This window comes from Halalkalibacillus sediminis, assembly GCF_002844535.1.
Taxonomy (GTDB): domain Bacteria; phylum Bacillota; class Bacilli; order Bacillales; family Alkalibacillaceae; genus Halalkalibacillus_A; species Halalkalibacillus_A sediminis.
This window is the reverse complement of sequence record NZ_PJNH01000004.1, coordinates 19,592-44,609: the sequence shown is the minus strand read 5'-3', so window position 1 is coordinate 44,609 and position 25,018 is coordinate 19,592. Positions and strand designations below refer to the sequence as shown.

The 25,018-nt window shown below is 40.1% G+C and carries 22 protein-coding genes and 3 pseudogenes; 11 read left to right on the top strand and 14 right to left on the bottom strand.

Translation table 11 applies throughout. From position 1 onward, the window contains the following. Position 1: 1 nt before the first annotated feature. From CEY16_RS12670 to CEY16_RS12645, 7 genes and pseudogenes are all read left to right on the top strand, one after another. Entirely contained in the window at positions 2-103 is a 102-nt protein-coding gene (locus CEY16_RS12670; RefSeq protein ID WP_101332416.1) for a YjcZ family sporulation protein, read from the top strand. A gap of 534 nt (positions 104-637) precedes the next feature. Beyond that, a pseudogene (locus CEY16_RS15455) lies at positions 638-859 on the top strand (VTT domain-containing protein); the annotation flags it as partial. Then, positions 823-933: pseudogene (locus CEY16_RS15450) on the top strand (thiol reductase thioredoxin); the annotation flags it as partial. The pseudogenes CEY16_RS15455 and CEY16_RS15450, both read left to right, overlap by 37 nt. Positions 934-1,171: 238 nt before the next feature. Then, positions 1,172-2,689 carry a spore germination protein gene (locus tag CEY16_RS12660; RefSeq protein ID WP_238378851.1) on the top strand — a complete coding sequence of 506 codons (1,518 nt, stop codon included), beginning with the start codon at positions 1,172-1,174 and terminating at the stop codon, positions 2,687-2,689. A 2-nt stretch (positions 2,690-2,691) separates the two neighbouring features. Continuing rightward, a complete protein-coding gene (locus CEY16_RS12655) occupies positions 2,692-3,891 on the top strand; it encodes a Ger(x)C family spore germination protein (RefSeq protein WP_162297936.1) in 1,200 nt (399 codons plus the stop codon). Positions 3,892-3,895: 4 nt separating this feature from the next. Beyond that, the gene (locus CEY16_RS12650) at positions 3,896-4,114 is read left to right on the top strand and encodes a hypothetical protein (RefSeq protein ID WP_143484628.1); all 219 of its coding nucleotides are present in this window, start codon (positions 3,896-3,898) and stop codon (positions 4,112-4,114) included. A 20-nt stretch (positions 4,115-4,134) separates the two neighbouring features. Beyond that, positions 4,135-5,256: a GerAB/ArcD/ProY family transporter gene (locus tag CEY16_RS12645; protein ID WP_101332413.1), complete on the top strand. Its 1,122-nt coding sequence runs from the start codon at positions 4,135-4,137 to the stop codon at positions 5,254-5,256. A gap of 356 nt (positions 5,257-5,612) precedes the next feature. Here the strand turns inward: CEY16_RS12645 and CEY16_RS12640 are convergent, their stop codons facing one another. Next, positions 5,613-7,574 carry a hypothetical protein gene (locus CEY16_RS12640; RefSeq protein WP_238378850.1) on the bottom strand — a complete coding sequence of 654 codons (1,962 nt, stop codon included), beginning with the start codon at positions 7,572-7,574 and terminating at the stop codon, positions 5,613-5,615. A 14-nt stretch (positions 7,575-7,588) separates the two neighbouring features. Then, positions 7,589-8,839 carry an ATP-grasp domain-containing protein gene (locus CEY16_RS12635; RefSeq protein ID WP_101332411.1) on the bottom strand — a complete coding sequence of 417 codons (1,251 nt, stop codon included), beginning with the start codon at positions 8,837-8,839 and terminating at the stop codon, positions 7,589-7,591. 309 nt (positions 8,840-9,148) lie between these two features. On the opposite strand from CEY16_RS12635, the gene CEY16_RS12630 reads away from it, so the two are divergent. Beyond that, positions 9,149-9,739, top strand: a complete 591-nt coding sequence (locus tag CEY16_RS12630) for a YdeI/OmpD-associated family protein (protein ID WP_101332410.1) — start codon at positions 9,149-9,151, stop codon at positions 9,737-9,739. A gap of 103 nt (positions 9,740-9,842) precedes the next feature. Here CEY16_RS12630 and betB read toward each other — a convergent pair whose 3' ends face one another. After that, positions 9,843-11,321: a betaine-aldehyde dehydrogenase gene (gene betB / locus CEY16_RS12625; protein WP_101332409.1), complete on the bottom strand. Its 1,479-nt coding sequence runs from the start codon at positions 11,319-11,321 to the stop codon at positions 9,843-9,845. A 242-nt stretch (positions 11,322-11,563) separates the two neighbouring features. Between betB and cudC the strand changes: the two genes are divergently transcribed. Next, complete coding sequence (gene cudC / locus CEY16_RS12620; RefSeq protein WP_101332408.1) at positions 11,564-12,115, top strand: choline uptake/conversion transcriptional regulator CudC; 552 nt, start codon at positions 11,564-11,566, stop codon at positions 12,113-12,115. A gap of 142 nt (positions 12,116-12,257) precedes the next feature. Beyond that, a complete protein-coding gene (locus CEY16_RS12615; protein ID WP_101332407.1) occupies positions 12,258-13,133 on the top strand; it encodes a glycine betaine ABC transporter substrate-binding protein in 876 nt (291 codons plus the stop codon). Between the two features lie 456 nt (positions 13,134-13,589). Here the strand turns inward: CEY16_RS12615 and betA are convergent, their stop codons facing one another. Next, positions 13,590-15,272: a choline dehydrogenase gene (gene betA, locus CEY16_RS12610; RefSeq protein WP_101332406.1), complete on the bottom strand. Its 1,683-nt coding sequence runs from the start codon at positions 15,270-15,272 to the stop codon at positions 13,590-13,592. A 201-nt stretch (positions 15,273-15,473) separates the two neighbouring features. On the opposite strand from betA, the pseudogene CEY16_RS12605 reads away from it, so the two are divergent. Then, positions 15,474-15,620: pseudogene (locus tag CEY16_RS12605) on the top strand (YdeI/OmpD-associated family protein); the annotation flags it as partial. Between the two features lie 258 nt (positions 15,621-15,878). Here CEY16_RS12605 and CEY16_RS12600 read toward each other — a convergent pair. From CEY16_RS12600 to CEY16_RS12555, 10 genes are read right to left on the bottom strand one after another with little or no spacing between them, the layout of a single operon-like run. Then, on the bottom strand, positions 15,879-16,340 hold the full coding sequence (locus CEY16_RS12600; protein ID WP_101332405.1) for a hydrogenase maturation protease: 462 nt from the start codon (positions 16,338-16,340) through the stop codon (positions 15,879-15,881). Continuing rightward, positions 16,340-17,746, bottom strand: coding sequence for a nickel-dependent hydrogenase large subunit (locus CEY16_RS12595; RefSeq protein ID WP_101332404.1), 1,407 nt, complete (start codon positions 17,744-17,746; stop codon positions 16,340-16,342). Before CEY16_RS12595 ends, CEY16_RS12600 begins: the two co-directional genes overlap by 1 nt. Continuing rightward, the gene (locus tag CEY16_RS12590) at positions 17,739-18,644 is read right to left on the bottom strand and encodes a hydrogenase small subunit (RefSeq protein WP_101332403.1); all 906 of its coding nucleotides are present in this window, start codon (positions 18,642-18,644) and stop codon (positions 17,739-17,741) included. The genes CEY16_RS12595 and CEY16_RS12590 overlap by 8 nt, the downstream gene beginning before the upstream one ends. Further along, positions 18,644-19,165 (bottom strand): cytochrome b5 domain-containing protein, encoded by a 522-nt coding sequence (locus CEY16_RS12585; protein ID WP_202908636.1) that lies wholly within the window; start codon positions 19,163-19,165, stop codon positions 18,644-18,646. The genes CEY16_RS12590 and CEY16_RS12585 overlap by 1 nt, the downstream gene beginning before the upstream one ends. 55 nt (positions 19,166-19,220) lie before the next feature. Then, positions 19,221-20,228: a hydrogenase expression/formation protein HypE gene (gene hypE, locus CEY16_RS12580; RefSeq protein ID WP_101332402.1), complete on the bottom strand. Its 1,008-nt coding sequence runs from the start codon at positions 20,226-20,228 to the stop codon at positions 19,221-19,223. A 3-nt stretch (positions 20,229-20,231) separates the two neighbouring features. Further along, positions 20,232-21,338 carry a hydrogenase formation protein HypD gene (hypD, locus tag CEY16_RS12575; protein ID WP_101332401.1) on the bottom strand — a complete coding sequence of 369 codons (1,107 nt, stop codon included), beginning with the start codon at positions 21,336-21,338 and terminating at the stop codon, positions 20,232-20,234. Beyond that, positions 21,331-21,546, bottom strand: a complete 216-nt coding sequence (locus tag CEY16_RS12570) for a HypC/HybG/HupF family hydrogenase formation chaperone (protein WP_101332400.1) — start codon at positions 21,544-21,546, stop codon at positions 21,331-21,333. Before CEY16_RS12570 ends, hypD begins: the two co-directional genes overlap by 8 nt. Positions 21,547-21,551: 5 nt before the next feature. After that, the gene (hypF, locus tag CEY16_RS12565; protein ID WP_101332728.1) at positions 21,552-23,849 is read right to left on the bottom strand and encodes a carbamoyltransferase HypF; all 2,298 of its coding nucleotides are present in this window, start codon (positions 23,847-23,849) and stop codon (positions 21,552-21,554) included. Further along, positions 23,842-24,492, bottom strand: a complete 651-nt coding sequence (gene hypB / locus CEY16_RS12560) for a hydrogenase nickel incorporation protein HypB (protein WP_101332399.1) — start codon at positions 24,490-24,492, stop codon at positions 23,842-23,844. The genes hypF and hypB overlap by 8 nt, the downstream gene beginning before the upstream one ends. After that, positions 24,482-24,829, bottom strand: a complete 348-nt coding sequence (locus CEY16_RS12555) for a hydrogenase maturation nickel metallochaperone HypA/HybF (protein ID WP_238378849.1) — start codon at positions 24,827-24,829, stop codon at positions 24,482-24,484. Before CEY16_RS12555 ends, hypB begins: the two co-directional genes overlap by 11 nt. Positions 24,830-25,018 lie beyond the last annotated feature (189 nt).

The following is a 25,018-nucleotide window of genomic DNA, read 5'->3' as shown; positions in this document are numbered from 1 at the left end:
TATGTCAGGATACGGTGGTGGATTTGCGCTAGTCGTAGTATTGTTCGTACTCCTCATTGTAGCAGGAGCGTCATACGGAGGGTCCGGAGGCTTCGGCTACTAAGAATACCAGAGGGTGATATTCCCCTCTGGCCATTTAAAATTCCCTTCTTACATAGCTTTTTCAACTCTGGTTTGTCACCTCATTCTTGCTGTACAACTTGTGCGGGACAAGCCCAAAAACCAAGCATTTATTGTGTACCTTTTGTGAACTTCAAGGAATATGTAAGATAGCTCACATGATATACTGAGAAATCCTTCTACAATAGTTACTGAACGAGTAAAATCAACAACATTTAAATCATCTTTGAATAATCGTAGAATTTTACTTTCGTTACTCTTTCAACTAATTTAGATTTTCAGATTGGCAGCTCCTAGTGAAAGGGTTGAGCAATATTGTCATCATTTCCGCGTTGGTTCAAAATCACTTTAGTTCTTTTAGTATTCGGTACCATTGCTTATATTACTCATTCAACTGGAGATCCGTCCATCGGATATCCGTGACTTCATTTTGTCATTTGGTTGGTGGGGCCCTTTAATCTTTTTCCTGATCTATACGGTCGGTCCGATTATATTTTTACCAACCTAAGTTCTATCAATCGGAGCAGGACTTGCTTTTGGAGCCTGGCCTGGAGTTCTTTACATTATCTTCGGGGCAACGGGAGCGGCGATAACAGGATATGTTATGGCTCGTTTATTTGGCCGTTCCGTATTAAGAATGAAGAACTATTCATGGTCTGAAAAGTTATTCAAACAAATGGAGAAGCGCGGTTTTTTATACGAATTCCAAGTCTACTCGTCTTCAATTCTGGAGAAAAAGTCGCGCATCTTCATAGCGCAGATGCCAGAACCCCTGAACAGACCAATGACTTCTTATCTAACTATTTTAAATAAGTGTTATAAGAGGCTTTTCATTAGTTTAAAGAAACTATTGAAAGCCTCTTTTATTTTGGTTCTGAGTTATTTTTCTGTATCCAAACGCCAACTAGCATAAAGACCACTGCTGATTTCACTGTCCTTTAAATGGACAGTTTTTTTATGGATTATCTCAAAAATATCATTATATCATTCATAATCCCTAAGTTTATGAGCAAAATAAACAAAAACAACCGTTGATAAAGGTGGGAGATCATTGAAGCGAAAATCTAGAAGTCGAACATCTAATACTGCTTCGAACCCACTTCTCTCTAACTTGGAAGATAGTTTAGCCCATATCCAGGCGACCATGGGTGATAGTTCTGACCTTGTGATCCGCAGGTTGGAAATTCAACAAACTTCATCAGCCGTCATATTTATGGATGGGCTTGTAGATAAGAATTCAGTGCAAGATTTCATCCTCGAAGCTTTGATGTTGGAAATGACACCGGAAGAGGAAGCTAGTGTAGATCTCTACTTATCCATTAAAGAAAGAGCACTGCCAATTGGGGAAACTGAAGAAATAGAGTCATACAACGATCTTTTCGAAAAGTTGCTTTCAGGTGAAACGATCTTGCTGCTAGAAAAACAAACGAAAGCAATAGCCGCCAGTACAAAAGGATGGCGTGACAGAGGTGTTCAGGAAAGCACCTCCGAAAGTGTGATTCGTGGCCCTAAAGAGGCCTTCACAGAAACCTTAAGAACCAACACTTCTTTAATCAGAAGGAAAATAAAAGATTCCTCTCTTCGAATTGAAGCAAAAAAGATTGGTGAGAAAACCCAAACGGATGTAGCCATCGTCTATTTAGAGGGAACTGCTGAAGACGATGTCGTCGAAGAAGTGAACCGGCGTTTAGATCAAATCGATATTGATGGAATTTTAGAAAGTGGTTATTTAGAAGAATTCATACAAGATGCCCAATACTCACCCTTCCCTACTGTCTATAATTCTGAAAAACCAGACGCGATTGCAGGGGGAATTCTTGAAGGTAGAATTGCTATTATAACAGATGGAACACCGAACGTACTTTTAGTTCCAGCTTTATTCGTCAACTTCATGCAATCAAGCGAAGATTACTACCAACGGGCTGACATTAGTACTTTCATAAGGTTATTAAGACTGTTTTGTTTTTATGTTGCTTTATTTATGCCCTCTATTTATATTGCTTTTACCACTTTTCACCAGGAAATGATTCCAGCTCCCCTTCTAATCAGCTTAGCTGCTCAAAGGGAAGGTGTACCTTTTCCAGCACTAGTTGAAGCGTTAATGATGGAATTAACATTCGAAGTTTTACGCGAAGCTGGGGTAAGGCTACCTAAACCTGTGGGTTCTGCCGTAGCGATTGTTGGGGCGCTTGTATTAGGACAATCCGCTGTCCAAGCAGGGCTCGTCTCTCCTGCCATGGTTATCGTCGTCTCAATCACAGCCATCTGTAGCTTTGTTTTCCCAGCATATAATTTAGCGATTTCGGTTAGAATATTGCGTTTCCCTTTAATGATCTTAGCAGCAACGTTCGGGCTATTTGGTATCATTCTAGGGATGATTGCGATGGTTCTTCATGTATGTAGTCTAAAATCATTCGGAAAATCGTATATGTCTCCTTTTGCTCCCTTAATGCCTAAAGATCAGAAGGATGTGTTGGTTCGTTTTCCTCACTGGGGCCTTTTATCGCGTCCTAGTTCTTTAACCAAAAAAGATCAAAAAAGAGTTAAACCTACATCAAAGGAGAGCTGATGATGGCGATGAAGAAAGTGGCCTTTCTAAAAATTCCTGTAGTGGCTATATGCTTAATACTTTTAGCAGGATGTTGGAACAGCAGGGAATTAGATGATCTTGGCATTGTTGTGGCGGCAGGCATCGATAAAACCGATGATGGACAATACCTGTTAGTGAACCAGGTCATCAACCCTTCCGAAATCGCAACGGATGCGCCGACCACTCGGCCACCGGTCTCGACCTATACCTCAACAGGACCAACCATATTTGAAGCATTCAGAAATATGGCCCATCAGTCTCCACGAAAAATGTATCTACCACAATTAAGACTGCTAGTCATCGGAAAAGATCTAGCAGAAGAAGGAATTATGCCTTCGCTTGACTTGTTTTTTCGGGATCATGAATTTCGTACGGGATATTATATATCGATTGCAAAAGATACGGATGTGGAAACCCTGTTAAGTACTATTACTGCGTACGAAAAAATTCCAGCGAATAAACTTATGTACTCCATTGAAATAGTGGAAGAAAGTCAAGGTTCCTCCCACGGAATTACGATTGATGAATTAATCTCCCAGATCCGCAATAAAGGACAAAACCCTGTAATTGCTGGCCTGCTCATGGAAGGTCCAGAAGATACGGGCACTAACATCAGTAATGTGGAAAATATTAATGCGCCGACGAAAATAACCACCGATCACTTGGGAGTAATGAAGGAAGACAAACTGGTAGGGTGGCTGAATGAAGATGCAAGTAAAGGATATAACTACATTCTAGGAAATATCAAAAGTTCAGTTGTCACCCATCCATGCACAGGTGGGACAGCTAGCATTGAGGTATTACGAACAAAAAGTAATATGGATGCGTCATTTGAAGGGGGAAAACCCACCGTCTCTATTCAATTGGATTTAGAAGGGAACGTCGGAGAGATCAATTGTCCGATCGATTTGAGCAAAATCGAAACTATTCAGAAATTGAATAAGGAAGTAGAGCAAGAAATCAAAAAAAATATGGAAGAGTCTATAAAAATCGCTCAAAATGATTTCGAATCCGACATCTTCGGCTTCGGTAGCCTTATTCATCGTAAAAATCCGAAATATTGGAAGACCGTAGAAAATGATTGGGATGCACAATTCAAAGAATTAGATGTAGACATCCAAGTGAAAGCAAAACTTCGTAGAAAAGGTGGAACGACACAACCGATAACTAAAGAAGGTTAGGTGAGTGAATATGTGGTCTGTACTAGCGGTCATCATTGTCGCAGTGCTTATCTTTCTTCTTGAGTTTCCTCTGTTAAAAAAGAGGAAAAAGAAGAAAGACATTTGGTTTTTTAGCATCCTATTGTTTTTCTTCACAGTTATTAGTGTTTTGGAAGTGATGGATATACCCTTGCCGAACCCTTTAGATTACATTCAGAACTTTTATAAGTTTTTCCTAGGTTAATAAAGAAATGAGGTGAAAAAATGGATAACCAGACGATCAGTCCACGCCAATTTATGTTCTTGGTCATTTTGTTTATTGTTGGAAGCTCCATCCTAATTGTCCCCACTCCCCTTGCAGCACAAGCAAAACAAGACGCATGGTTATCCATTTCAATATCTGTTTTAATTGGATTAGTTCTAACCCTATTCTATAACCACATCGCAAAATTGATGGAAGGAAAGACATTCGTCCAAGCGACGATCATGGTATTTGGAAATTGGTTCGGTAGGTTCCTTCTGATCTTTTACCTGTCATTCCTATTTATTTTAGCTTCACTTGTCTTAAGGAACATAGGAGATTTCATGACCACAGAAATTATTCCAGAAACTCCCTTGCAGTTTACCCATATTCTCTTTATGATTGTCGTTGTTTGGGGGGCTTATTTAGGACTAGAAGTAATCGGAAGATCCGCTGAAATGTTCATGCCATGGATAATTCTTTTATTATTATTTTTTACGGTTTCATTAGCTCCCCAGATTAAAACAGAAAACCTACAACCCTTTCTAGGCGAAGGAATAATGCCCGTAATCAGCTCTTCCACAATTGTCACCGGTACTCCCCTTTTAGAGTTGATTGTATTTCTGATGATTATACCTTACGTGAAAGATGGGAAAACAAAAAGAAAATCGTGGGTATTGGGAGTTTTGATCGGCGGTATCACTTTAACTTTGACTACCCTTTTCTGCTTGTTAGTCCTTGGGAGCGATCTAACTGCTTTAAATACCTTTCCTAGTTATAAATTGGCTCAAAAAATCAGTATCGCTGGTTTCTTAGAAGGTTTGGAAGTTGTTATTGGTATTATCTGGATGCTTACTATTTTCTTTAAAATAGTTGTTCTTTTTTACTCAGTAACCGTGGGGATTGCCCAGTTTCTCACCATGGACGATCACAGACCCTTGCTGTTGCCAATAGGAATGGGCATGATTGTGCTATCTATTATCGCCTACCCTGATGTCGCCTATTTTGAATCATTCGTAGCAGACACGTGGTTCCCATATGCCCTTACACATGGATTGATTCTTCCTGCCATAGTGTGGATCGGATTGATGATCAAATCTAAGGTAGGTAAAAAGAAAAATCAACCTAGAAAGACGTCTGCATAGAAGCAATCATTAATTTCAATGTATTTAATAATGGCGCAATTATTGAAGATAACGGCGCAATACCTCCTAATATTTTCTAAAATCGTCACTATTCCTTCCTTTTTCAACAAAAATAAGAAGAATAATGACGCAATTAATTCCTCCGACCATTAGATAAAAAGAATCGGGCGTAGTTTTTACGTCCGAGTTAGATTGTTTGATTGTAGGGGAAATAATTACGGATAAATCGGTAATAATTACGGATAAACACCTATCAATTTCCATTTATGTTATAAATAAAGCCATGTTTGTTCCTTAATGAATGTAAAACATTAAAAAGCACTTCCCTTTTTCAAGGAAAGCGCTTAATTACGTAATTAATTTAGCCAATGATATTCTTGTCCCCAGCTTTCACGAGCAAGTGTTTCAATCTTTTCCACGATCTCCTCATCCACTGAAGATGCATCTCCCTGTTCATAAGGATTAAAGTGAAAAGCGTACAACCTGGAAACAAATTCGTGGAAAGGAAGCGAAGACTCCCCCTCATATTCACCGTTCCCTTGTACTTCAGGTTCAATCCCTTGTCCCCACTTTTGAGAACTATCATTATTCGGATTATAGAAATACACACGGTACTCCCCTTTTGGATCCTTAGCTACTCGCTGTATTGTGATGGCATGAAAGCCAAGCATTTTCCCATAAACGGTTGTGACACAAATACCTACAGGGTTCGGATAGATCAATTCATGTCCCTCATTATAGTCTGGGTGATGTGTAGCATAAAACAAACGGACAAATCCTCTAAAATCAGTAATGTTGCTTGATAAATGATCAAATACTTTAGCAAATCCCCTTGGCACCCAATTTCCGTAAAAAGGTGGATTCACCCATCTATGAGGGTCATCTCCCCTGAACTGCACACGGTTGATCATTTCGGCATAAATTCGATCGAGATGCGGTACCAAAACTAAAGAGATGGGATCAAGTTCTTTATGCAATTCTGGAGCTAGACCACCAGTTAAATTCTGTGAATGAATGGCCTGTCCTTCAAACATCATCGAAACATCTCCATCTCGGGCAGCTCGAGGAATCTGTTCTAGGAGATGCCCAGGATCATGTATGGACCAAAGGCTAAGCGCACGCGCACTTTGACAAGTCGGGTTCAATCCCTGGCCGATTCCCAAAGGCTGACCAAGCACGCTAAGAACCCCTGCTACAAGAACGTTATTTGCTGTAATCCCTTCGTGTTCAGAAAAAGCTTCTACAAGAGTTTGTGATACTTCTGGCTTGATATCCAATTCAACAAGTCTACGTAATCCAGGAGCCACTGGATGATGGGACAAAACCCCTCTTTCCAACATTCGTGCAAGACCATATATCGATTGTCGTGTTGGCAGGTGTATAGCTACCTTGATTAATTCATAAACGAGGACCGAATTCTCCGATAGACTTGCTGCACCTTTTTCATTTAAGAAAAGAGCTGCAGAAACAAGTTCAGACTTGGAGGAATTAAGAAAACGGACTAAAACAGCATGATAAGGCGAAACGAGCCCCGTTTCTCTCATCGACTCTCCAAATAACCTTGCTTCGTTTTCCAAATCCTTATCTGTCATATTCTCCAGTTCATTTCGATAATCACTAAACTTAGGAAATTCTTCACTAAGAGCGGTCAATTGAGATGTTGCATCATGATAACGTTGAATTTCCTTCCTTTTGTCCTCATCAACATCACTGTGCAATAGCTCTTCTGCTTTTTGAATCATTAGTAATATCCTGTTAACCATAATAGGACGCTGGGCTGTTAATCGATCAATTTCATTCAGTAAAGTACCAGAAACAGCCGCTATTGATATTTTATCTACAATCAACTTAAACAGATTCTGCGCGCAATCTATTTCTTCACTTTTCTCGATACGTGCTTCTTCCGTTTCTTCTGGAAAAATGAAATCAAGGTTTAAAGCCATCACTTCATTTAAGTAGTTTGTAGCCATTTCAGAATTCACTTTTTCATGTTCATATCTTCCCTGCGCTATTGCCAACATTCGCAATTCGCTTAAAAGTGTCACTATTGATTCGATACCCTCTATTTTTAAAGATCCATTTACTAAGTTAGGTTGCAGCTTAGAAGGGTCTTCCCATGGCCCACCTTCAAATACCCCCGCCTGGTCAAATTGATCTGCATAACTATATAGTACCTTGATCCCTTCAAATGATTTCGAAAGCCGTCTTGTTTCTTGAAATAAATCATCTTGATAGAGCTTTTTGGCATATGGCTTAGCACTGTTCAACCTTGCAAATGCTTGTTCGAACCGATCTTCTTGATTTATTTGAACTTCCACTTCAATTTTCTCCTTTATATATAGAAATCATGTTTATTGAAATCCATTAACGGTGGTTTCACATGCTCACTGTCCTGATGGTGAAAGAACACGACACCATGAGGAGTACCAAACCCTTCCATACTCGGCACCTTCCGTTCTTTACGTGGAAACATCGTATGTTTATGAAATCCAGGGTGTTTTTCTAAATGATCAGGAATATTCAACGCTTTGATTTCTTTAACCCTCGGGTAAACCATTAGACTCCCCGTATAACCTCTAGCTTTCTTCTCATTAGGGAAAAAGTCTTTGAGCTCTTCTTCAGTTGTATTCGGATCACAACACAGAATGTGGGCTTGGAAAGGATTGAATCCATAAGATTCTTGAATTAAATCAAAAATATTTCCACCTGGAATTCTAAAAGCAACTTCTATAAAGTTAAGAGTCCCATCTTCCGTAATAAAAAATTCCGGATGGATAAAACCATTTTCTATTTCAAAAGTTTTTACAAGCTGTTTTACCACTTTGCGGACAAGAGGACGATTCTTTTCAATCGTTGGTGAAGGTGGGGCCATCATTGAATAACCAAATTCCACGTACTCGGTGATATTCAGAAATTTGATTTCCCCTTTGTGTATAAACACTTCGCACGAGAGTTGCGTTCCATCCAAATGGCTTTCCATCAAGCAAGGAAATAGATCATCCGTCAGACGACTATAAATTTCATCTTCCTGACGGATCATATGGTGCCCAACGGCTCCAGCTTTAGCAAAAGGTTTTATATGAATAGGATCAAATTCTTCTCCATCATTTTTCAAAAGAACATCGTTCACTCGCTTCAGAAATTCTCTGACCTCATCTCTATTTCGCGCTTCTTCGAATATACCTATTTTCAAACCACCGATCTGAGCCCTTCTTTTCATTTTAGCTTTATGTCTAAATAGAAGAGAATGATGAAACTCCCGCTTATTCTCTTTTAACCAGGCATTCAGTGCTCCTGCCCATTCTACCGTATCTTCAAATATAGGGATGACATGATCTACACCGGCTTGTTGGAGAATTTCAACTAATTCTCTAGACTTTTCATAAACTTGCTCCATTGGTGTTTCCTTCATCATCTCTTCCATGTCCCAGCTAATAAAAGGTATCCCATACTTCTTCGCGTAATCTTCAAAACTTGGCATACTAATGACTACATACGGCCTCTTCAATTCTTCAACAGCTTCAATTGACTGTAAGCTCCATCCTAAAAGGGCGATTTTTCTGTCTTGTTTCTTCGTATTCAAATGAAAGAACCCTCCTATTCTTTTAATCAGATTTTCATTTTTTATCACAATCACTATCTTTGCCGAATTCATCTTAGTTAATTCGCCATTGAAGACGATAGTCAAAAAATTTCAGGAGGTTCATTTGAGCCGACTTTTTTCCACCCGAGTTTTGAAAAACAATCTTGATTAAGATATGGATGTCGTATTGATCAACTCACCATTACACGGTCATGGCAAATAATTCAGAGCTGATGTATATTATAGAAAAGACAAAAAATCACAGAACGGATATAGTCAACTAAAAATTAATTGAAAGGGATGATCTTGATGAAGAATCGTGAGCTAAACCCCAAAGTAGATGAATTTTTAAGTAAATCAAAGAAGTGGAAGGAAGAGTATGAGAAGTTACGAGAGATTGTACTGGATTGTGGGCTGACCGAAGATTTTAAATGGAAGCACCCTTGTTACACGTTCGAGAATAATAACATCGTTTTAATCCACGGATTTAAAGAGTATTGCGCACTTCTCTTTCACAAAGGCGCTTTGTTAAAGGATCCCAATAAAATCCTAGTGCAACAAACGGAAAATGTTCAGGCTGCTCGTCAGATCCGCTTCACGAATGTTCAAGAGATCATCACAATAGAATCCACCTTGAAAGAGTATATTTACGAAGCTGTTGAAGTAGAAAAATCCGGTTTGCAAGTAGAAAAAAAGACCGATTACACTATCCCAGAAGAACTTCAAAGCAAGTTTGAAGAAAACCCAGCCTTGAAAACAGCTTTTGAAGCGTTGACTCCCGGACGTCAAAGAGCATATATTCTTTATATTTCTAAAGCCAAACAATCCAGAACCCGACAAGCTAGGGTGGAAAAATATGAGCATCATATACTTGATGGAAAGGGTTTAAATGATAAGTAGAGGGCATTTTAAAAAAAGGTTCAGAACACCCTCTTGTAGTGATCTGAACCTTTAACGTATTTTTAAACTGTTATTATACCTTCTCCAAAAAAGGATTAACTCCCTAGAACCAATTAAGTGGTTCAGGTTTAAGGTTTTGCATGATATGCTTCGTTTCAGTGTATTCTTCGATTCCTAGTTTACCGAGCTCTCTCCCAATACCCGACTGCTTATAACCTCCCCATGGTGCATGCGGGAAGTATAGGTTGAATTCATTGATCCAAACGGTACCCATACGCATTTTTGCCGCGCAGCGTTCCGCTTTTACAATATCTTTTGTAAACACTCCACCCGCTAGACCATAGATCGAATCATTCGCTAGTTTTACCGCTTCTTCTTCCGAATTGAACTTCTCTACAGTAATGATTGGACCAAACGCTTCCTCTTGAACAATGCTCATCTCTGTCGAACAGTCAGTAAAAATGGTCGGTAGGTAGAAGAATCCATTTTGAAGTTCAGGGTCCTCTGGTCGTTTACCACCAACTGCCAATGTTGCACCTTCCCGGATTCCTGTCTCAACATATTTTTCAACCTTTTCAAGATGTTCTGCTGAGATAAGTGGTCCCATTTGTGTTTCTTCATCAAATCCATTTCCGAGCTTAAATTTCTCCACGCGATCCACAAGAGCACTAACTAATTCATCATGAATGCTTTCTTCCACAATCAACCTTGTCCCAGCGGAACAGATTTGTCCTGCGTGGAAAAAGACGCCGTTTAATGCTTGGTCAACCGCTACTTCAAAATCAGCGTCGACGAAAATAACATTCGGGTTTTTCCCGCCAAGCTCTAACGCAAGGTTTTTCATATTGACGCTTGCGGATTGCATAATCTTCTTGCCGGTTTCAATTCCACCTGTAAAAGAAATCAAGTCTACATCGACGTTACTTGATAGTTCAGCACCTACAGAACTACCAGGACCTAGTACCAGATTCGCAACTCCAGCAGGCACACCCGCTTCTTCTATTAATTCGAATACTTTAACCGTCGTCAGTGGAGTGATTTCACTTGGCTTCATGACCAGTGTATTACCAGTAACAAGTGCTGGAGCTAGCTTCCAAGAAGCTTGTAGCAATGGATAGTTCCACGGCGTAATTTGGCCACAAACTCCTACTGGTTCATGCACCACTTTACTAACAGAATTCGCTATCGGAGATTCAATCATTTCGCCGCCATTTTTATCAGCTAGTTCGGCATAGTAATGAAATACTCCAGCAATATCATCCATGTCGCCTCGGCTTTCTTCCATAGTTTTACCTGTATCTAGTGATTCTAACTTCGCAAGTTCTTCTCTATCTCTTTCAATATAATCAGCAATTTTTCTTACGATTTTACCACGTTCTAATGCCGGTATCGTAGCCCAGTCTCCATAATCGAAAGCTTCTCTAGCAGCATCGATTGCGTTTTTCGCATCTGTATCATCGCTTTCCGGAACTGTCGCGATGACTTCTTGGTTGAATGGATTAATAATGTCACGAGTATTCTTTGAGTTCGCGTCAATCCATTTACCATTAATGTATTGTTGTAATGTTCTATTCAATTCCATCAACTCCATGTTTTATTAAATTTATTAAGAATTTATTTAACGTTATAAATAACGTAACATGCCTCTATAACACTGTCAAAAGTAATCACAATTCCTAACAAGAAATCATAGATCGTGCGACTTCGTCTAAAAAAATAACAAATCTATTTGACATATTTTCTGAGTACGTTACGATAAAGTTTGTAAAGAAAGTTTGAAAAAAATTTAACGCGTTTTATTTTTTTCGAATGGAGATGAATTGGATGAGCGAATCGACTAGTCAATCCAGACAAAAAATCGAAGATGCCAAAGAGCAAGTCATTGGCGCCCTTGCTGAAACGATGGACCTATATGGTGTCACTCCATCAGCAGGAAATTTGTATGCCACGATGTACTTCAAAGATCAAATGACCTTGGACGAAATGCGCGACGAACTCGAAATGAGTAAGCCGAGCATGAGTACAAGTGTACGTAAACTTCAAGAACTCGAAATGGTTAAGAAAACATTCACGCGTGGCTCAAGAAAACATACTTATATCGCTGAAAAAGATTTCTTCCGTTTTTTCATCGTTTTTTATTCTCAAATGTGGGAACGCGAAGCAAAAATGAACCTAGAAGCGATTGACCGTGCGCAAGGGGAATTAATTGATGTAATCAAAGATTCCAATAGCACACCTGATGTGGTTGCAGACGCCAAATCCGTCTATGATCAATTAGAGAGTTCTAAACCGTATTATCACTGGTTAGAAGATTTAGTGGCAAATCTTCGAAACGGTAAAATCTTTGATCATTTTCACGTTGACAATCAAGAATAGCTTAATTGAAAAAATTGCGATATTACTTATCTCTAATAGGAGATGAGTCTTCGCATGGATATTTCGTTAAATTATTTCTTAATAAATTTAATGTTTGGAATGTTTTAAACTAAAATATATAAACAAAGGGGAGTTTTTTAGCATGAAGACTTGGAAAAAACAACTTAGCCTAATTGCTGCAGCACTACTAATTACCGTATTAGCAGCTTGCGGAGACTCTGGAGAAGAGGAATCTAATGACGAACAAGGTGAAATCTCTATTGGTCAAATTAACTGGGCGGAAAATATCGCCGTAACAAATATGTGGAAAGCAATCTTGGAAGATGAAGGTTACGATGTGGAATTAACTAATCTCGACATGGGTGCTACTATGCAGGCATTAGAAAGTAGTGAACTGGATGCAAGTTTAGAAATTTGGTTGCCAGTACAAGATGCGAATTATTTAGAGGAGTATCAAGATACGGTTAATTTCTCTGATGCAACCTGGTTTGATAACGCAAAAGTCGGACTTGTCGTTCCTGAATATGTAGAAGAAGTAAATAGTATTGAAGACTTGAATGAACATAAGGAAATGTTTGAAGGAGAAATTATCGGCTTTGATTCTGGCGCAGGTACAATGGAAGTGACTGAAGATCTGATCGAAGAATATGAACTTGAGTATGAATTAATGCCAAGCTCAGAACCAGCAATGCTTACTGAGATCGAGAAAGCGGTTGAGAATGAAGAACCAATCGTATCACCTCTTTGGACACCACACTCTGTATTCTCTAAGCATGAGTTGAAATTCTTAGAGGATCCGAAAGAAGTTTACGGCGGTGTTGAAAAGATTCACCACGCGACTAGACAAGAATTCGCAGATGATTATCCAGAGGTAAGTGAATGGTTGAAAAATTGGAAGATGGATGACCAGCAAATCGGTGAACTAATCCAATCTGTCGATAGCGCAGAAGAACCACTTGATGGTGCGAAAGAATGGATCGACGAAAACCAAGATGTGGTTGATGAGTGGATACAATAAATTATAATTGATTATAAACTAGTCTCTCGTTGTTGAGAGGCTAGTTTTTTTGTCAAAATTAGATGATTCCACAAATTAGCAATCCTCTTTACTCTTCTTTGTAACTTAATTGATATAGAAAACGACTTTATAATTACAGTGGATTTTATTCGAAATATAGAAACATATAATATAATCAAATTATCCAAATTCACCGTATGGTAATGAATCTTCTCGGAATAAATCTTCTTATACATTCTTAGTTGAGGTGAATTAATAACAAAACCAAATCGAGCTTCTGGTAAAGCGAAGTTCTTTTTTACATTTTAATTAGAAAATAATTATTTTTAGCAAGGAGTGTACTTTTGAGAATCCTGCTACACAAAAAAGAGAAGGCGCTCTTCTTTCAACCTATCGTTAAATAAGGGGGTAAGTTCATGTGAAACGTTGAAAGAGGCCTTCTCTTGAAAGCATGAATTATTTAATTGTGCCTGCATCAGCAGGATCTACACCGTGACGGTAGTAATCTGCGTGTAACGGTTTTAGTGGTTCTTTTCCTTGAATTAAGTCAGCTGCTTTTTCTGCTAACATTAAGACTGGTGCGTGAATATTGCCATTCGTGACATAAGGCATAGCCGATGCATCCACCACTCGCACGTTGTCGAGTCCATGAACCTTCATTGTTTCAGGATCCACGACAGCCATTGGATCCGAAGCTGGGCCCATTTTCGCTGTACAAGATGGGTGAAGTGCAGTTTCAGCATCTTTTGCTACCCAATCTAGTATCTCTTCGTCTGTTTGCACAGCCTTCCCTGGTGAAATCTCTCCGGAATTGTATGGTGCTATAGCCGGTTGAGCCATGATTTCTCGTGAAATACGTACCGCTTCGATCCATTCGCGACGGTCCTGTTCCGTCGAAAGATAATTGTAGACCATGCTCGGATGTTCTTTTGGATCCTTCGAACGGATCTTCAATGATCCTCGAGCATCAGAATACATTGGTCCAACGTGTACTTGGAAACCGTGCTTCGTATCTGCTTTTTGACCGTCATAGCGAACGGCCACCGGTAGAAAGTGGAACATCAGATTCGGATAATCCACATCATCATTCGAACGGACAAAGCCGCCACCTTCGAAATGGTTCGTTGCTGCTGGACCTTTTCGTCCAAGTAACCACTGCAAACCGATCCAAGGCATCTTCGCCTTATTTAAGTTAGGTTGCTCTGACACCGGTTCAGGACAAGAGTATTGGATGTAGGTCTCTAAGTGATCCTGTAAGTTCTCACCAACACCCGGTAGGTCTACCACAGGCTCAATATCTAGTGAGCGCAAATGCTCAGCATCGCCAACTCCTGAGAGCTGTAATAGTTGAGGTGTGTTGATTGCACCACCGGCAAGGACAACTTCACCTGCTTCTACTTGATGCGTTTTCCCATTACGACGATAAGTGACACCTTTAGCTCTAGTGCCTTCGAAATCGATACTGCTTACGAAAGCGCGTGTTGTTACGGTTAAGTTCTTCCGTTTCATATTTGGATGCAAATGTGCACGTGACACGGACATACGTCTACCCTTATACACATGCTTATCAAAAGGGCCGAACCCTTCCTGGCGATATCCATTCACATCAGGTGTACGTGAATAACCCGCTTCGACTGCTGCGTTAAAAAAGGCTTGGAATAATGGATTCTTTGCAGGGCCACGTTCTAATTTAATCGGTCCATCGTGTCCACGAAGTTCATCATCTGGGTTAGCAGCTAATGCATTTTCCAAACGTTTGAAATAAGGAAGACAGTGAGCAAAGTTCCAAGTTTCCATGCCCGGGTCAGCTCCCCAACGCTCATAGTCTTTTGGATTTCCGCGTTGGAAAATCATCCCGTTAATCGAGCTTGAACCTCCAAGAACCTTCCCGCGGGCATGCGCAATTCTGCGTCCACCCATATATGGTTCAGGATCTGATTCATAGCTCCAGTCATAGAAAGGATTTCCCGATGGGAACATCAATGCAGCTGGCATTTGAATCAGAAGATCCCATGCATAATCCCTGCGTCCTGCCTCTAATACAAGCACGCTTTTTGTTCCATCTTCACTTAAACGGTTGCCGAGCACTGAACCAGCACTCCCACCCCCAACAATTACGTAATCATAACGTTCAGTCATGTTATCGAACCTCCCTGGATGTTGAATATTAAAAACAGGATCGAAAACATACAACATTTTCAACCCTGCATTAATTTTATTAAATTATTTTTTAACGTATTAAACATTTTTAATATAACATACCGGATTTCCCTTGTAAACCGACGTTATAGGAATTTGAAAAACAGCATTAGCTGGGTGAGTGCTACAATTTAGATAGAGAAAACAGCATTTGAAGCGTTGACTCCCGGTCGTCAAAGAGCATATATTCTTTATATTTCTAAAGCCAAATAGTACAAAAATCGACAAGCTAGGGTGGAAAAATATATGCAACACATCCTTGATGGAAAGGGTTTAAATGATAAGTAGGGGGTTTGAAGCTCACTATATTGAAGAATAATAATAACATCGCTTATTGCTTTAAGGCTGAACATGATTCTTTCATCCATAATTGTTTATCCAGTGTTTTCCTGAAATATTAAAAAGCTCCCCTTTGGTGGTCAACCCACAAGTTAGATTTTCGCACTAACTTGTGGAGTGCAGTACCTTTTCAGGAGAGCTTTTTATATAGATTATTTAAATCGTGTATACGCAGATAATGAGCAATAGATGTCACATCAGGACCCATCAGACACTCTTGGGATCAATTAATAATTCTGTTATTTTATTTTCTACATCAGTTTGAATCTGTGTCCAAAGTTTTTTTAATTCATTGCTTAGCCCAATTTGAAATTGTATGGAAAATGGTTCGACTGCCAATAAGTAACCACTAATCAATTCATGTTGATAAAGAGCATGAAACAAATGGGTATTATGAGGCGAGATGTCCAAACTCTTTTGCTCTGATAGTTCTTTTATAGGAATCACACTCACTTCACCGACCCTCTTGTTATTATAAACTGCATCCACAATGATAACCTTAGTCGCACCTTGAATTTTTGAGAGACAGTAATCCACGTCCGATTCTCCAATCATATATTGCACCTGAGAATCCTCATTTTTTTCGGCAAGCTCTTCTACAACGTAAATTCCCACTCCATCATCCATCATCAACTTGTTTCCAATACCCACAACAATTGTTTTTTCCATTAAAACACCTTAATCGTTTTGACTTGTTCACCTGATCTATAGACATGAGTTGCACATGACATACACGGGTCGAAAGAGCGAAGGATACGTCCGATTTCTGCCGGTTTGTCTGGATTTTGAATTGGGGTTCCAATAAGTGCCTCTTCTGCGACCCCCCTGTACCCTTGATCATCTCTCGTAGAAAAATCCCAAGTAGAAGGGGTGATAATCTGATAAAAAGACAATTTCTTGTCTTTAATTTTTAGCCAATGACCTAGAGCCCCTCTAGTCGTATCAACTAGTCCCCTCCCCTCTGCAGTCTCAGGAAGTTCATATTTTGATTGAACATCGATTTCCGGAATGATCTGAGAAAGCAGGGTTTTCATGATTTCTGTAATCTTTTTTGCCTCTAGAGCTCGAGCAATCGTACGATCCATAGCTGAAATTCCTTTGTTGTAATTACCACTTAAAATTAACCTTGCAAGTGGACCAACTTCATAAGGTAATCCATTATAACGGGGAGCCTTCACCCAAGAGTATGCCTTCTCCTTATCTTGATCAGGTTCTGGCATTAACTCATCTGGATCATATGTACTCGATGGGGACTGGAACCATGAATAATCGATTTTTTCCTTTATCTTTTTCTCATCGAATATTTCTATGGAATTCAATGTAGATACGAGCGGGTTCAAGTACAAAGTGCCTAGATCTTCATAATCGTTAAAAGCTCCATAGGATAGTAAATTTCCGTATCCCCCTCCAATCTGAAAATACTCAGGATAATATTTGGCAATTTCATAGACATCGGGGATCATTTTGACATCAATAAATGCAATGATTTCGTCCAATAATGAATCCAGATGAACTACTTTTTCAGCGGTAGCTTGAGTAGTGACACCACCGATAAACACTCCATGATTATGAGGTGCCTTGCCTCCTAATACGGCAAGCATTTCGTGAGCAGACCTGCTGATCGGAAGTGAATCAAAGTAATGTTGGGCTATTCTGGAGTTTACCTTTTTTGGTAAACGGAAATCATCATGGTCTGACTGTAAAAGCGTATTCTGATCTATTTTTACAAAATCCGGTACTGTATATTGATAAAAATGACGAATATGATTTTGTAGATACTCACAACAATGGATAATATCCCTTAAATACTTGCCCTGCTCCATAGGAATTATATTTAAGGCATCTTCTAAAGCGAGAGAGGAAGCCATGGAGTGGGCAGCTGAACAGATGCCGCAAATCCTCTGAGTGAAATAGACGGCATCAAACGGTTTTCTACCAACCATCATCTGTTCGAACCCGCGAAATAAATTTCCTTTTGTCTTCGCATCGACCACTCGATTATTCTCTACAGTTACATCTATTTCCATAAAGCCGCTGATGCGTGTCAAAGGGTTAATTACGATTTTCCTATTCATCTTCAACAATCCTTGTCGTGTCATAATTAATAAATGGTTCCATCGCGTCTGGGAATCCAAATTGAGCACATCCGATACAGGGTGTGGAAGCCCCAATCGGCCAGTTCACATGACCATTCCACTGACGTGTTGGGCAATCGACCCTAGTGACAGGTCCACGGCAGCCAAGCTTAAATAAGCATGCTTTGTCTCCAAGCTTTTCTGCAAAGATACCTCTGTCAAAAAAAGGTCTCCGAGGGCAACGATCATGAATCAATGTACTATAGAACATCAGCGGTCGATCCAGGTTATCGGTCTCAGGTTCACCATATAATAACAGGTGCGCAAGTGTCCCTAAAAACCAGTCAGGATGTACAGGACAGCCAGTTAGTTTAATCATTTTCTTTTCTGGAAGTACTGATTGTAAACCAACTGATTCTGATGGATTGGGTTTAGCAGCTGATACTCCTCCATGTGTTGCACAAGCTCCAACCGCTAAAATATGGGAGGCCTTTTCCCCCAAAAGTTTAGCTGCTTGAAGTCCCGTAAAAGGTTCACCTTCCCAGCGTCCGATCACATTGTATAAGCCATTATTTTTTAATGCTACAGCACCTTCAACTGCCAAGATAAAGTCTTCCTCTAGCACTTCCATCAGCTTCTCAACCGCTTGTTCTCCTTCTGCCGCCATTAGGCTGTTACTATACCGAAGGTCTACCATAGAATTTAGAGTATACTCGAAATCTGGGTTTTGACCATTCAATAAAGAAATAATGTTGCCCGAACAGCCATTCAACTCCAAGTAAACAAGATTTTGTTTTTTTATCAGGCCGTTGTTAATCTGTTCACTCACATTATTCGTCAATCTTGAAGCAATCGCCTCACTTGTCAACGATTCAGGGGGTAAAATTTGGTCTTCCATTATACGAGCCTCCCTACTACTGGTAATGTTGCCAAAATAGACTGTTGCCCTGCATGACAGGTAGCGAATTCGCTGGTGTAATCTCTTCCTGCTGGCAGGGCAAAATGCGTGGCTGCCGCCCATGCGCGGTTATTTGTTACATCATAAACAGTACCGTTGACAGCTACATAGGCGGGTCTGCCATTTTTACCATCAAAAGTGGCTAACTCCTCAACGGTGATGTCACGATTGGTTTGCTGGTGGGTTTGAAGTGGAGGTGTGGGCGTAATAGGAGGGATAGCCGGATTTCCTAAATAAGCGTGATCAGGTTCTGGCATGGAATCCGGAATACTAGGACTAGAAACCTGATTAACCATAATCTCAGAGACTAACTGTATTGAGGATAAGGTATCCCATAATCGTTGAAGAATCTGTTGAGTCATAGCGGAATTTGTTAATGTAGATAAAGTATATACATCCTGTCGAGCTTGAGCGACGAGACGATTCATGTGCATATTGAGTAACTCATAATTATTATTCATGAATTCCTCTCCTTTGGTCATATCACTCTATCCTATGTGCTCAAACTTGTACTCATTAACAAATTCTAGGTAATAGCATTCCTGGGAGACGATGTAACCTTCTTGTAGTGCCAATAGGTGTCTTCAAATATAATCTTCCGGAAGACTCTTTACAAGATGTCACCCGCCCGATTATTTGCGCACCGTTACCTAAAGGGTGTTTTTTTATAGCTTCTAAGATGGTATGTTCGTGTGCAGCATCTACGACTAAGACAATTTTTCCTTCATTTGCCAAATAAAGAGGATCAAACCCCAAAATATCGCATGCTCCATGCACTTCCATAGGAACAGGAATTGTTGACTCTACCAGTTCCGCGCTGAACTTGAAGTCTTCACAGAGTTCGACTAGTGTTGTAGCCAAGCCACCTCTGGTTGGGTCTCGCATCACCCGAATTCCTTCAACGTGATTCATTACTTCTTCAACGAGATGGTTTAAGGAAGCACAATCACTTTGCAGGCCAGTCATTAAACCCAAATCTTCCCTTGCACTCATGATTGCCACGCCATGTTCTCCAATCGCACCACTGACGATGATGGCATCTCCCTCTTTAATTGCTTCTGATTCTAATCTCTGTTCATGAAACTGTCCTACTCCTGTTGTATTGATGAAAACTCCATCCGCATTTCCTTTTTCTACAACCTTTGTATCGCCTGCAATGATTTGAACCCCTGCTAACCGAGCTTCCATTGCCATACTTTGAGCAATCTCTCTTAAGTCACCAAGTTCGAAACCTTCTTCAATGATGAAACCTGCTGTCATCGCTATAGGTTTCGCTCCTGATACAGCTAAGTCGTTTACGGTGCCTGTAACAGCTAATTTTCCAATGTTACCTCCTGGGAAAAAGAGCGGATCTACAACATAACTGTCTGTAGTCATAACAATTTCATTTTGATACCAGGGAAGGGCTGCTGCATCGAGTCGAGATTGTTCTTTATTGTTAAAATTTCGCACAAAAACATTCTTAATTAACTTATGGGTCAATTCTCCACCTTCGCCATGAGCCATACTGATGCGCTGCGTCAAGAATCACTCCTCCCTCATATACTGATAATGGGCTGCACATGTTCCTTCGGTAGACACCATACAAGGACCTATCGGATGAGTCGGTGTACAACCTTTGTTAAATAAAACACACTCTTCTGGATTAATGGAGCCTTTTATAATCTCACCACATCGACACTTTGTTTTTCTAGGTTCTTTTACATGCACATTAAATTTCTTTTTTGCATCAAACCTCGCATAACGATCTTTAAAGACGAGTCCACTGTTTGGAATCTTACTCATCCCTCTCCAAGCCTCATCGTTTAACTTGAAATATTTTTCTAGTAACCTCCTAGCAACTAGGTTCCCTTCGTTTTTTACAACATGAGGATAATCATTGATGACTTCAGCCTTTTGGTGAAGAAGGAGATCAACAGATTTATAGATCCCTGTCAGTAATTGCACAGGCTCAAACCCTGTGATAACACTAGGCACCTTATATTCATTCATAAGAAAATCATAGCTTTTCTTCCCTAGTACTACAGATACATGCCCTGGTAATAACAACCCATCGACCATTACTTCTCCTGAATCAAGAAGGGATCGCAAAACAGGTTCAACTAATTTTGTGGTCATCCATATAGTATAGTTGCTGAGTTCTAAATTCTCCGCGTCCCTAACCGCAAGAGCAAGTACCGGAATCGTTGTTTCGAATCCTATTCCTAAGAAGACCACTTCTTTATCAGGGTTGTTTTGAGCGATTTTCACACTTTCAAGTGGAGAATAGACCACACGTATGTCTTTACCTTCAGTTTTAGCCTTCATCAAACTATACTTTGACCCTGGAACACGCATCATATCCCCGAAAGTACAAATAATTGTATCAGGGATTTCGGATAATTGAATCATTGCATCTATGGACTTTTGATCTGTTACACATACGGGACACCCCGGTCCAGCAATTAGCTTCACGTGCTCACTTAATCTTTGCTTGATCCCTGTTTTAGCAAAAGCCATTGTATGGGAACCACAAACTTCCATCAGAACAGGGAGCCGTCCTTTGTCTTTTTTGAATTTCTCTGACAATTTTATAACTGCGTCCACAGAACGACGCGCCATATCATTTTCAGAGAAGATGTCTAAATTATTCATTCAAAACCCTCCTCCATTCCTCCATACTCTCCATAGCAAATTTCTGGTCGACAATAGTCATCCCCTGTCCAGCATGCAAAAGAACATAGTCTCCCTTTTTCACTTCGGGCACGAATACTGTCCCAACATACATTCTTGATCCCATTACATCTACCAATGCATTTTCCTTACTGACTTCCAATACTTTCGCAGGTACTCCTAAACACAAACACCTCAGCTCCCATTCCATTTAGTTGCGGCAATAATCAACTGACCGAGCGACAATCCACCATCATTACAGGGCACTTTCTTATGCGTGTAAACTTTTACTTTCTGTTTTTGCAACTGGTTTTTAATTTCTCTAGCCAAAAACAAATTCTGAAATGACCCTCCTGAAAGAACAACTGAGCGATTCCATTCCGGTCTTTTTTCGAATAAAATTAAAACTGTGTCTACACAAGATTTCACAATCGTCGAATGGAATCTTTGGATGATTTTCATTTTTGGTGTAGAGGTCAATTTGTCTTCGATAATTTGTTGAATCATAGGGGAGAAATCCAGTTCTAGCAACCCAGCTTTATCTTCGTGTAAACGGTAAGGGTAGGGGTGAGCGATAGCTTCATTTTCCGGAAGTTGCATAATATAGTCAGACAATTTCACAGCCGCTTCTCCTTCATAGGTAGAGGTGTGACAGACTCCTAATATCGCACTCACCGCGTCGAACAATCGGCCACATGACCCTGCTTGCGGACTATTAATCCCACGAAAAACCATCTGTTCAATTATACTTAATTCCTTCTGTTTTCCTGGAAAAAGTCTTTCAGCAATTTCCTTTCCATCATTCGGCCAGTAATGAAGGATCATGCCTGTTGCAATCCTCCATGGTTCCTTCACACATTTCTCACCTCCTGGAAGAGGTGTATAAGTTAAGTGTGCAGCACGTTCAAATGAACTTGCATCTCCATACAGAAACTCAAACCCCCATATGTGACTGTCCTCTCCATATCCTGTTCCATCTAAAATGAGACCCAAGGTAGGAGAAGTTAGATTGTTGTCCTCCATACATGAAACATGATGAGCATGGTGGTGCTGGACAGATATAACTGGACAATTCATTTTTTCAGCCAAGAAAGATGTTGAGTACTGAGGGTGCTTATCTACTGCCAGAACCTCTAGATCCAAATCCAGCCACCCTTTAAAATGCTCAAGCTGATTCTCGAAAGATTGAATCATTTCTTCATTTTCAATGTCACCTATATGAGGACCCACCCAGATATGATTTTGTTTTCCGATAGCAAACGTATTTTTTTGCTGTCCACCCAAAGCAATTACCTGATCAACATCCCTTTTTGTTGGAAAAGGTTCGGGGACGAATCCCCTAGCCCTCCTTATATATCTGGTTTCACTATTTTCAAGTTGAACAACTGAATCGTCTAGGGGAAGATAAATCGGTCGATTGTGAGTTAAATAAAAATCACAAACCTGAGAGAGCTTTTCTAATTCATTCTCTTCATACTGTATGGGAAGTCCCGATAAATTGCTGCTAGTCATTACTAAGCAGTCCAGCTTCCCGCCTTCAAACAGTAAATGGTGCAAGGGGGTGTAGGGAAGCATAACACCAACTGATGTTAGCTCAGGGGACAACGATTCAGGTAATGAATCCACCTTTCTTTCAGTTAAAACAACAATGGGCTTTTCAGTTCCTGTAAGCATCTTCTCTTCCTCTTTTGAAAGATTACAAAGCCTCTGTACCGTTTCTATCGATTTGGCCATAACAGCTAAAGGCTTTTGAGGACGACCTTTCCTCACCCTTAATTCTTTTATGGATGCTCCTTGATAAGCATCGCATGCTAAATGGTACCCACCTATTCCTTTAATCGCTACTATTTTTCCTTCCGCAAGAAAATCGATTGCTTTAGTGACCGCGTCCTGACGGTCTGCTATCTGCTTGTTGTTACAATCGTATAGCGTAAGCTTGGGTCCACAAGATGGGCAACAGATAGGCTGAGCATGATGACGTCGATTGCTCGGGTCTTCATATTCTTTCTGACACTCAGGACACATCTGAAAATCTTTCATTGTGGTATGAATACGGTCATACGGCAGGTCCTGAATGATTGTATACCGCGGACCGCATTGAGTACAGTTAATAAAAGGGTGGTGAAACCGACGATTTTCAGGATCCCTCCATTCTTCCATACACTTGTCGCAGATCGCAGCATCGCTACTGACCAATGGGAGAGAATTGCTACTCTTTTCGCTTGGAACTATAGTAAAATCTTTATAGTGAATGGGGGAAACAGCTTGAACCTGCAGATCGCTGATTTTGGATAAAGGAGGAGCTTCCCGTTTTATGTCTGTGACCATTTGCAAAAGATTAGGTTCATTTCCTTCAATATGAATAAAAACACTACCAAAGTTGTTCTGAACAATGCCTGTAAGCTGGTATTGTTTAGCAAGAGAATATAGAAACGGTCGGAACCCCACTCCCTGAACCCTACCACTTACCGTGATTTCTAGCGCTTTATACATTTTTTTCAACATCCTTTAGCCAGTTGATCCAGTTCTCGAAGCCTTCTCCTGTCTGAGCGGAAAGCGCTTGAAATAAACATTTCGGATGAATTGCCTTCAGGTCGTTTTTAGCTTCTCCAAGATCGAAAGCTACAAATGGAAGAAGGTCGATTTTATTTATAATCGTCATGTCTGTACGCCTAAACATTACGGGATATTTCGGGATTTTGTCGTTTCCCTCAGGAACACTCAAGACGACCACTTTGTAGTCTTGCCCTAAGTCATAGCCAGAAGGACAGACTAAGTTACCTATGTTCTCAATAAATAAAATATCGATATTTTCAAGTTCAAAGTTAGGAAGCTGTTTAGCTACCATTCTCGCATCTAAATGACAACCTCCCACTGTATTGATCTGGACAGTTTGAATACCAAGCGAACGCAGACGTTCAGCGTCTCGTTCTGTAGCCAAATCTCCTTCAATCACTGCTATTCGATAATCACCTTTAAGTTCTCTAATGGTTCTTTCAAGCAGGGTCGTTTTTCCCGCTCCCGGAGAACTCATGAGGTTGATTACTAGAGTATTGCAATTATTGAAGTGTTGTCTGTTGAATTCGGCTGATCGGTTTTGATCTTTTAACACTTCTTCTTTAAGTTTAACTTTCAAGTGCATCACTTCCTTCATAAGATTCAACTTTAAAAGTTTCCCCAGATACCAACACACAGCTCACTTGGTCACACTTAGGGCACAAAGCTATTTGATAATCCGGCTCAAACTCCCATTGGCATATCTCACACCTTGCTACTGCAGCTTCCCTGATGATTTTTAATGTTGTGGCTTCATCAATAAAGACAAGTCCTTGCCCTTGAAAATATGAGAATGCTAACTCTAATGCGTCCGGCAAAACATTGGACAGCTCTCCTACCACTACATCTATACGTTCGACTCTCTTAAACGATCTCGATCGTGCATCTTCGGAGACTAATTGAATGATCTCTGACATAAGAGACATCTCATGCATAGAGATTCACCTACCCATTATTATCTTTGTAAAGTTTATGTTATGCGTTGATAATAATGACAAGGCATTCTAAGTGGGATATTAAAGCGTAAGATGTCGTATGTATTTCTCGAAACGAAACAAATCTCCTATGTGCTCTGAACCAACTATAATGTTGCATCTTCTTGTATT

Excerpts from the sequence above, each read along its gene's own strand:
- CEY16_RS12595 (WP_101332404.1), bottom strand. The coding sequence starts at position 17,746 with ATGAATAGGAAAATCGTAATTAACCCTTTGACACGCATCAGCGGCTTT.
- hypF (WP_101332728.1), bottom strand. The coding sequence starts at position 23,849 with ATGTATAAAGCGCTAGAAATCACGGTAAGTGGTAGGGTTCAGGGAGTG.
- CEY16_RS12645 (WP_101332413.1), top strand. The coding sequence starts at position 4,135 with ATGGATAACCAGACGATCAGTCCACGCCAATTTATGTTCTTGGTCATT.
- CEY16_RS12590 (WP_101332403.1), bottom strand. The coding sequence starts at position 18,644 with ATGGAAGACCAAATTTTACCCCCTGAATCGTTGACAAGTGAGGCGATT.
- CEY16_RS12600 (WP_101332405.1), bottom strand. The coding sequence starts at position 16,340 with ATGGAAAAAACAATTGTTGTGGGTATTGGAAACAAGTTGATGATGGAT.
- CEY16_RS12630 (WP_101332410.1), top strand. The coding sequence starts at position 9,149 with ATGAAGAATCGTGAGCTAAACCCCAAAGTAGATGAATTTTTAAGTAAA.
- betA (WP_101332406.1), bottom strand. The coding sequence starts at position 15,272 with ATGACTGAACGTTATGATTACGTAATTGTTGGGGGTGGGAGTGCTGGT.
- CEY16_RS12615 (WP_101332407.1), top strand. The coding sequence starts at position 12,258 with ATGAAGACTTGGAAAAAACAACTTAGCCTAATTGCTGCAGCACTACTA.
- CEY16_RS12585 (WP_202908636.1), bottom strand. The coding sequence starts at position 19,165 with ATGAATAATAATTATGAGTTACTCAATATGCACATGAATCGTCTCGTC.
- CEY16_RS12670 (WP_101332416.1), top strand. The coding sequence starts at position 2 with ATGTCAGGATACGGTGGTGGATTTGCGCTAGTCGTAGTATTGTTCGTA.
- CEY16_RS12555 (WP_238378849.1), bottom strand. The coding sequence starts at position 24,829 with ATGTCAGAGATCATTCAATTAGTCTCCGAAGATGCACGATCGAGATCG.
- cudC (WP_101332408.1), top strand. The coding sequence starts at position 11,564 with ATGAGCGAATCGACTAGTCAATCCAGACAAAAAATCGAAGATGCCAAA.
- betB (WP_101332409.1), bottom strand. The coding sequence starts at position 11,321 with ATGGAATTGAATAGAACATTACAACAATACATTAATGGTAAATGGATT.
- hypD (WP_101332401.1), bottom strand. The coding sequence starts at position 21,338 with ATGAATAATTTAGACATCTTCTCTGAAAATGATATGGCGCGTCGTTCT.
- CEY16_RS12655 (WP_162297936.1), top strand. The coding sequence starts at position 2,692 with ATGGCGATGAAGAAAGTGGCCTTTCTAAAAATTCCTGTAGTGGCTATA.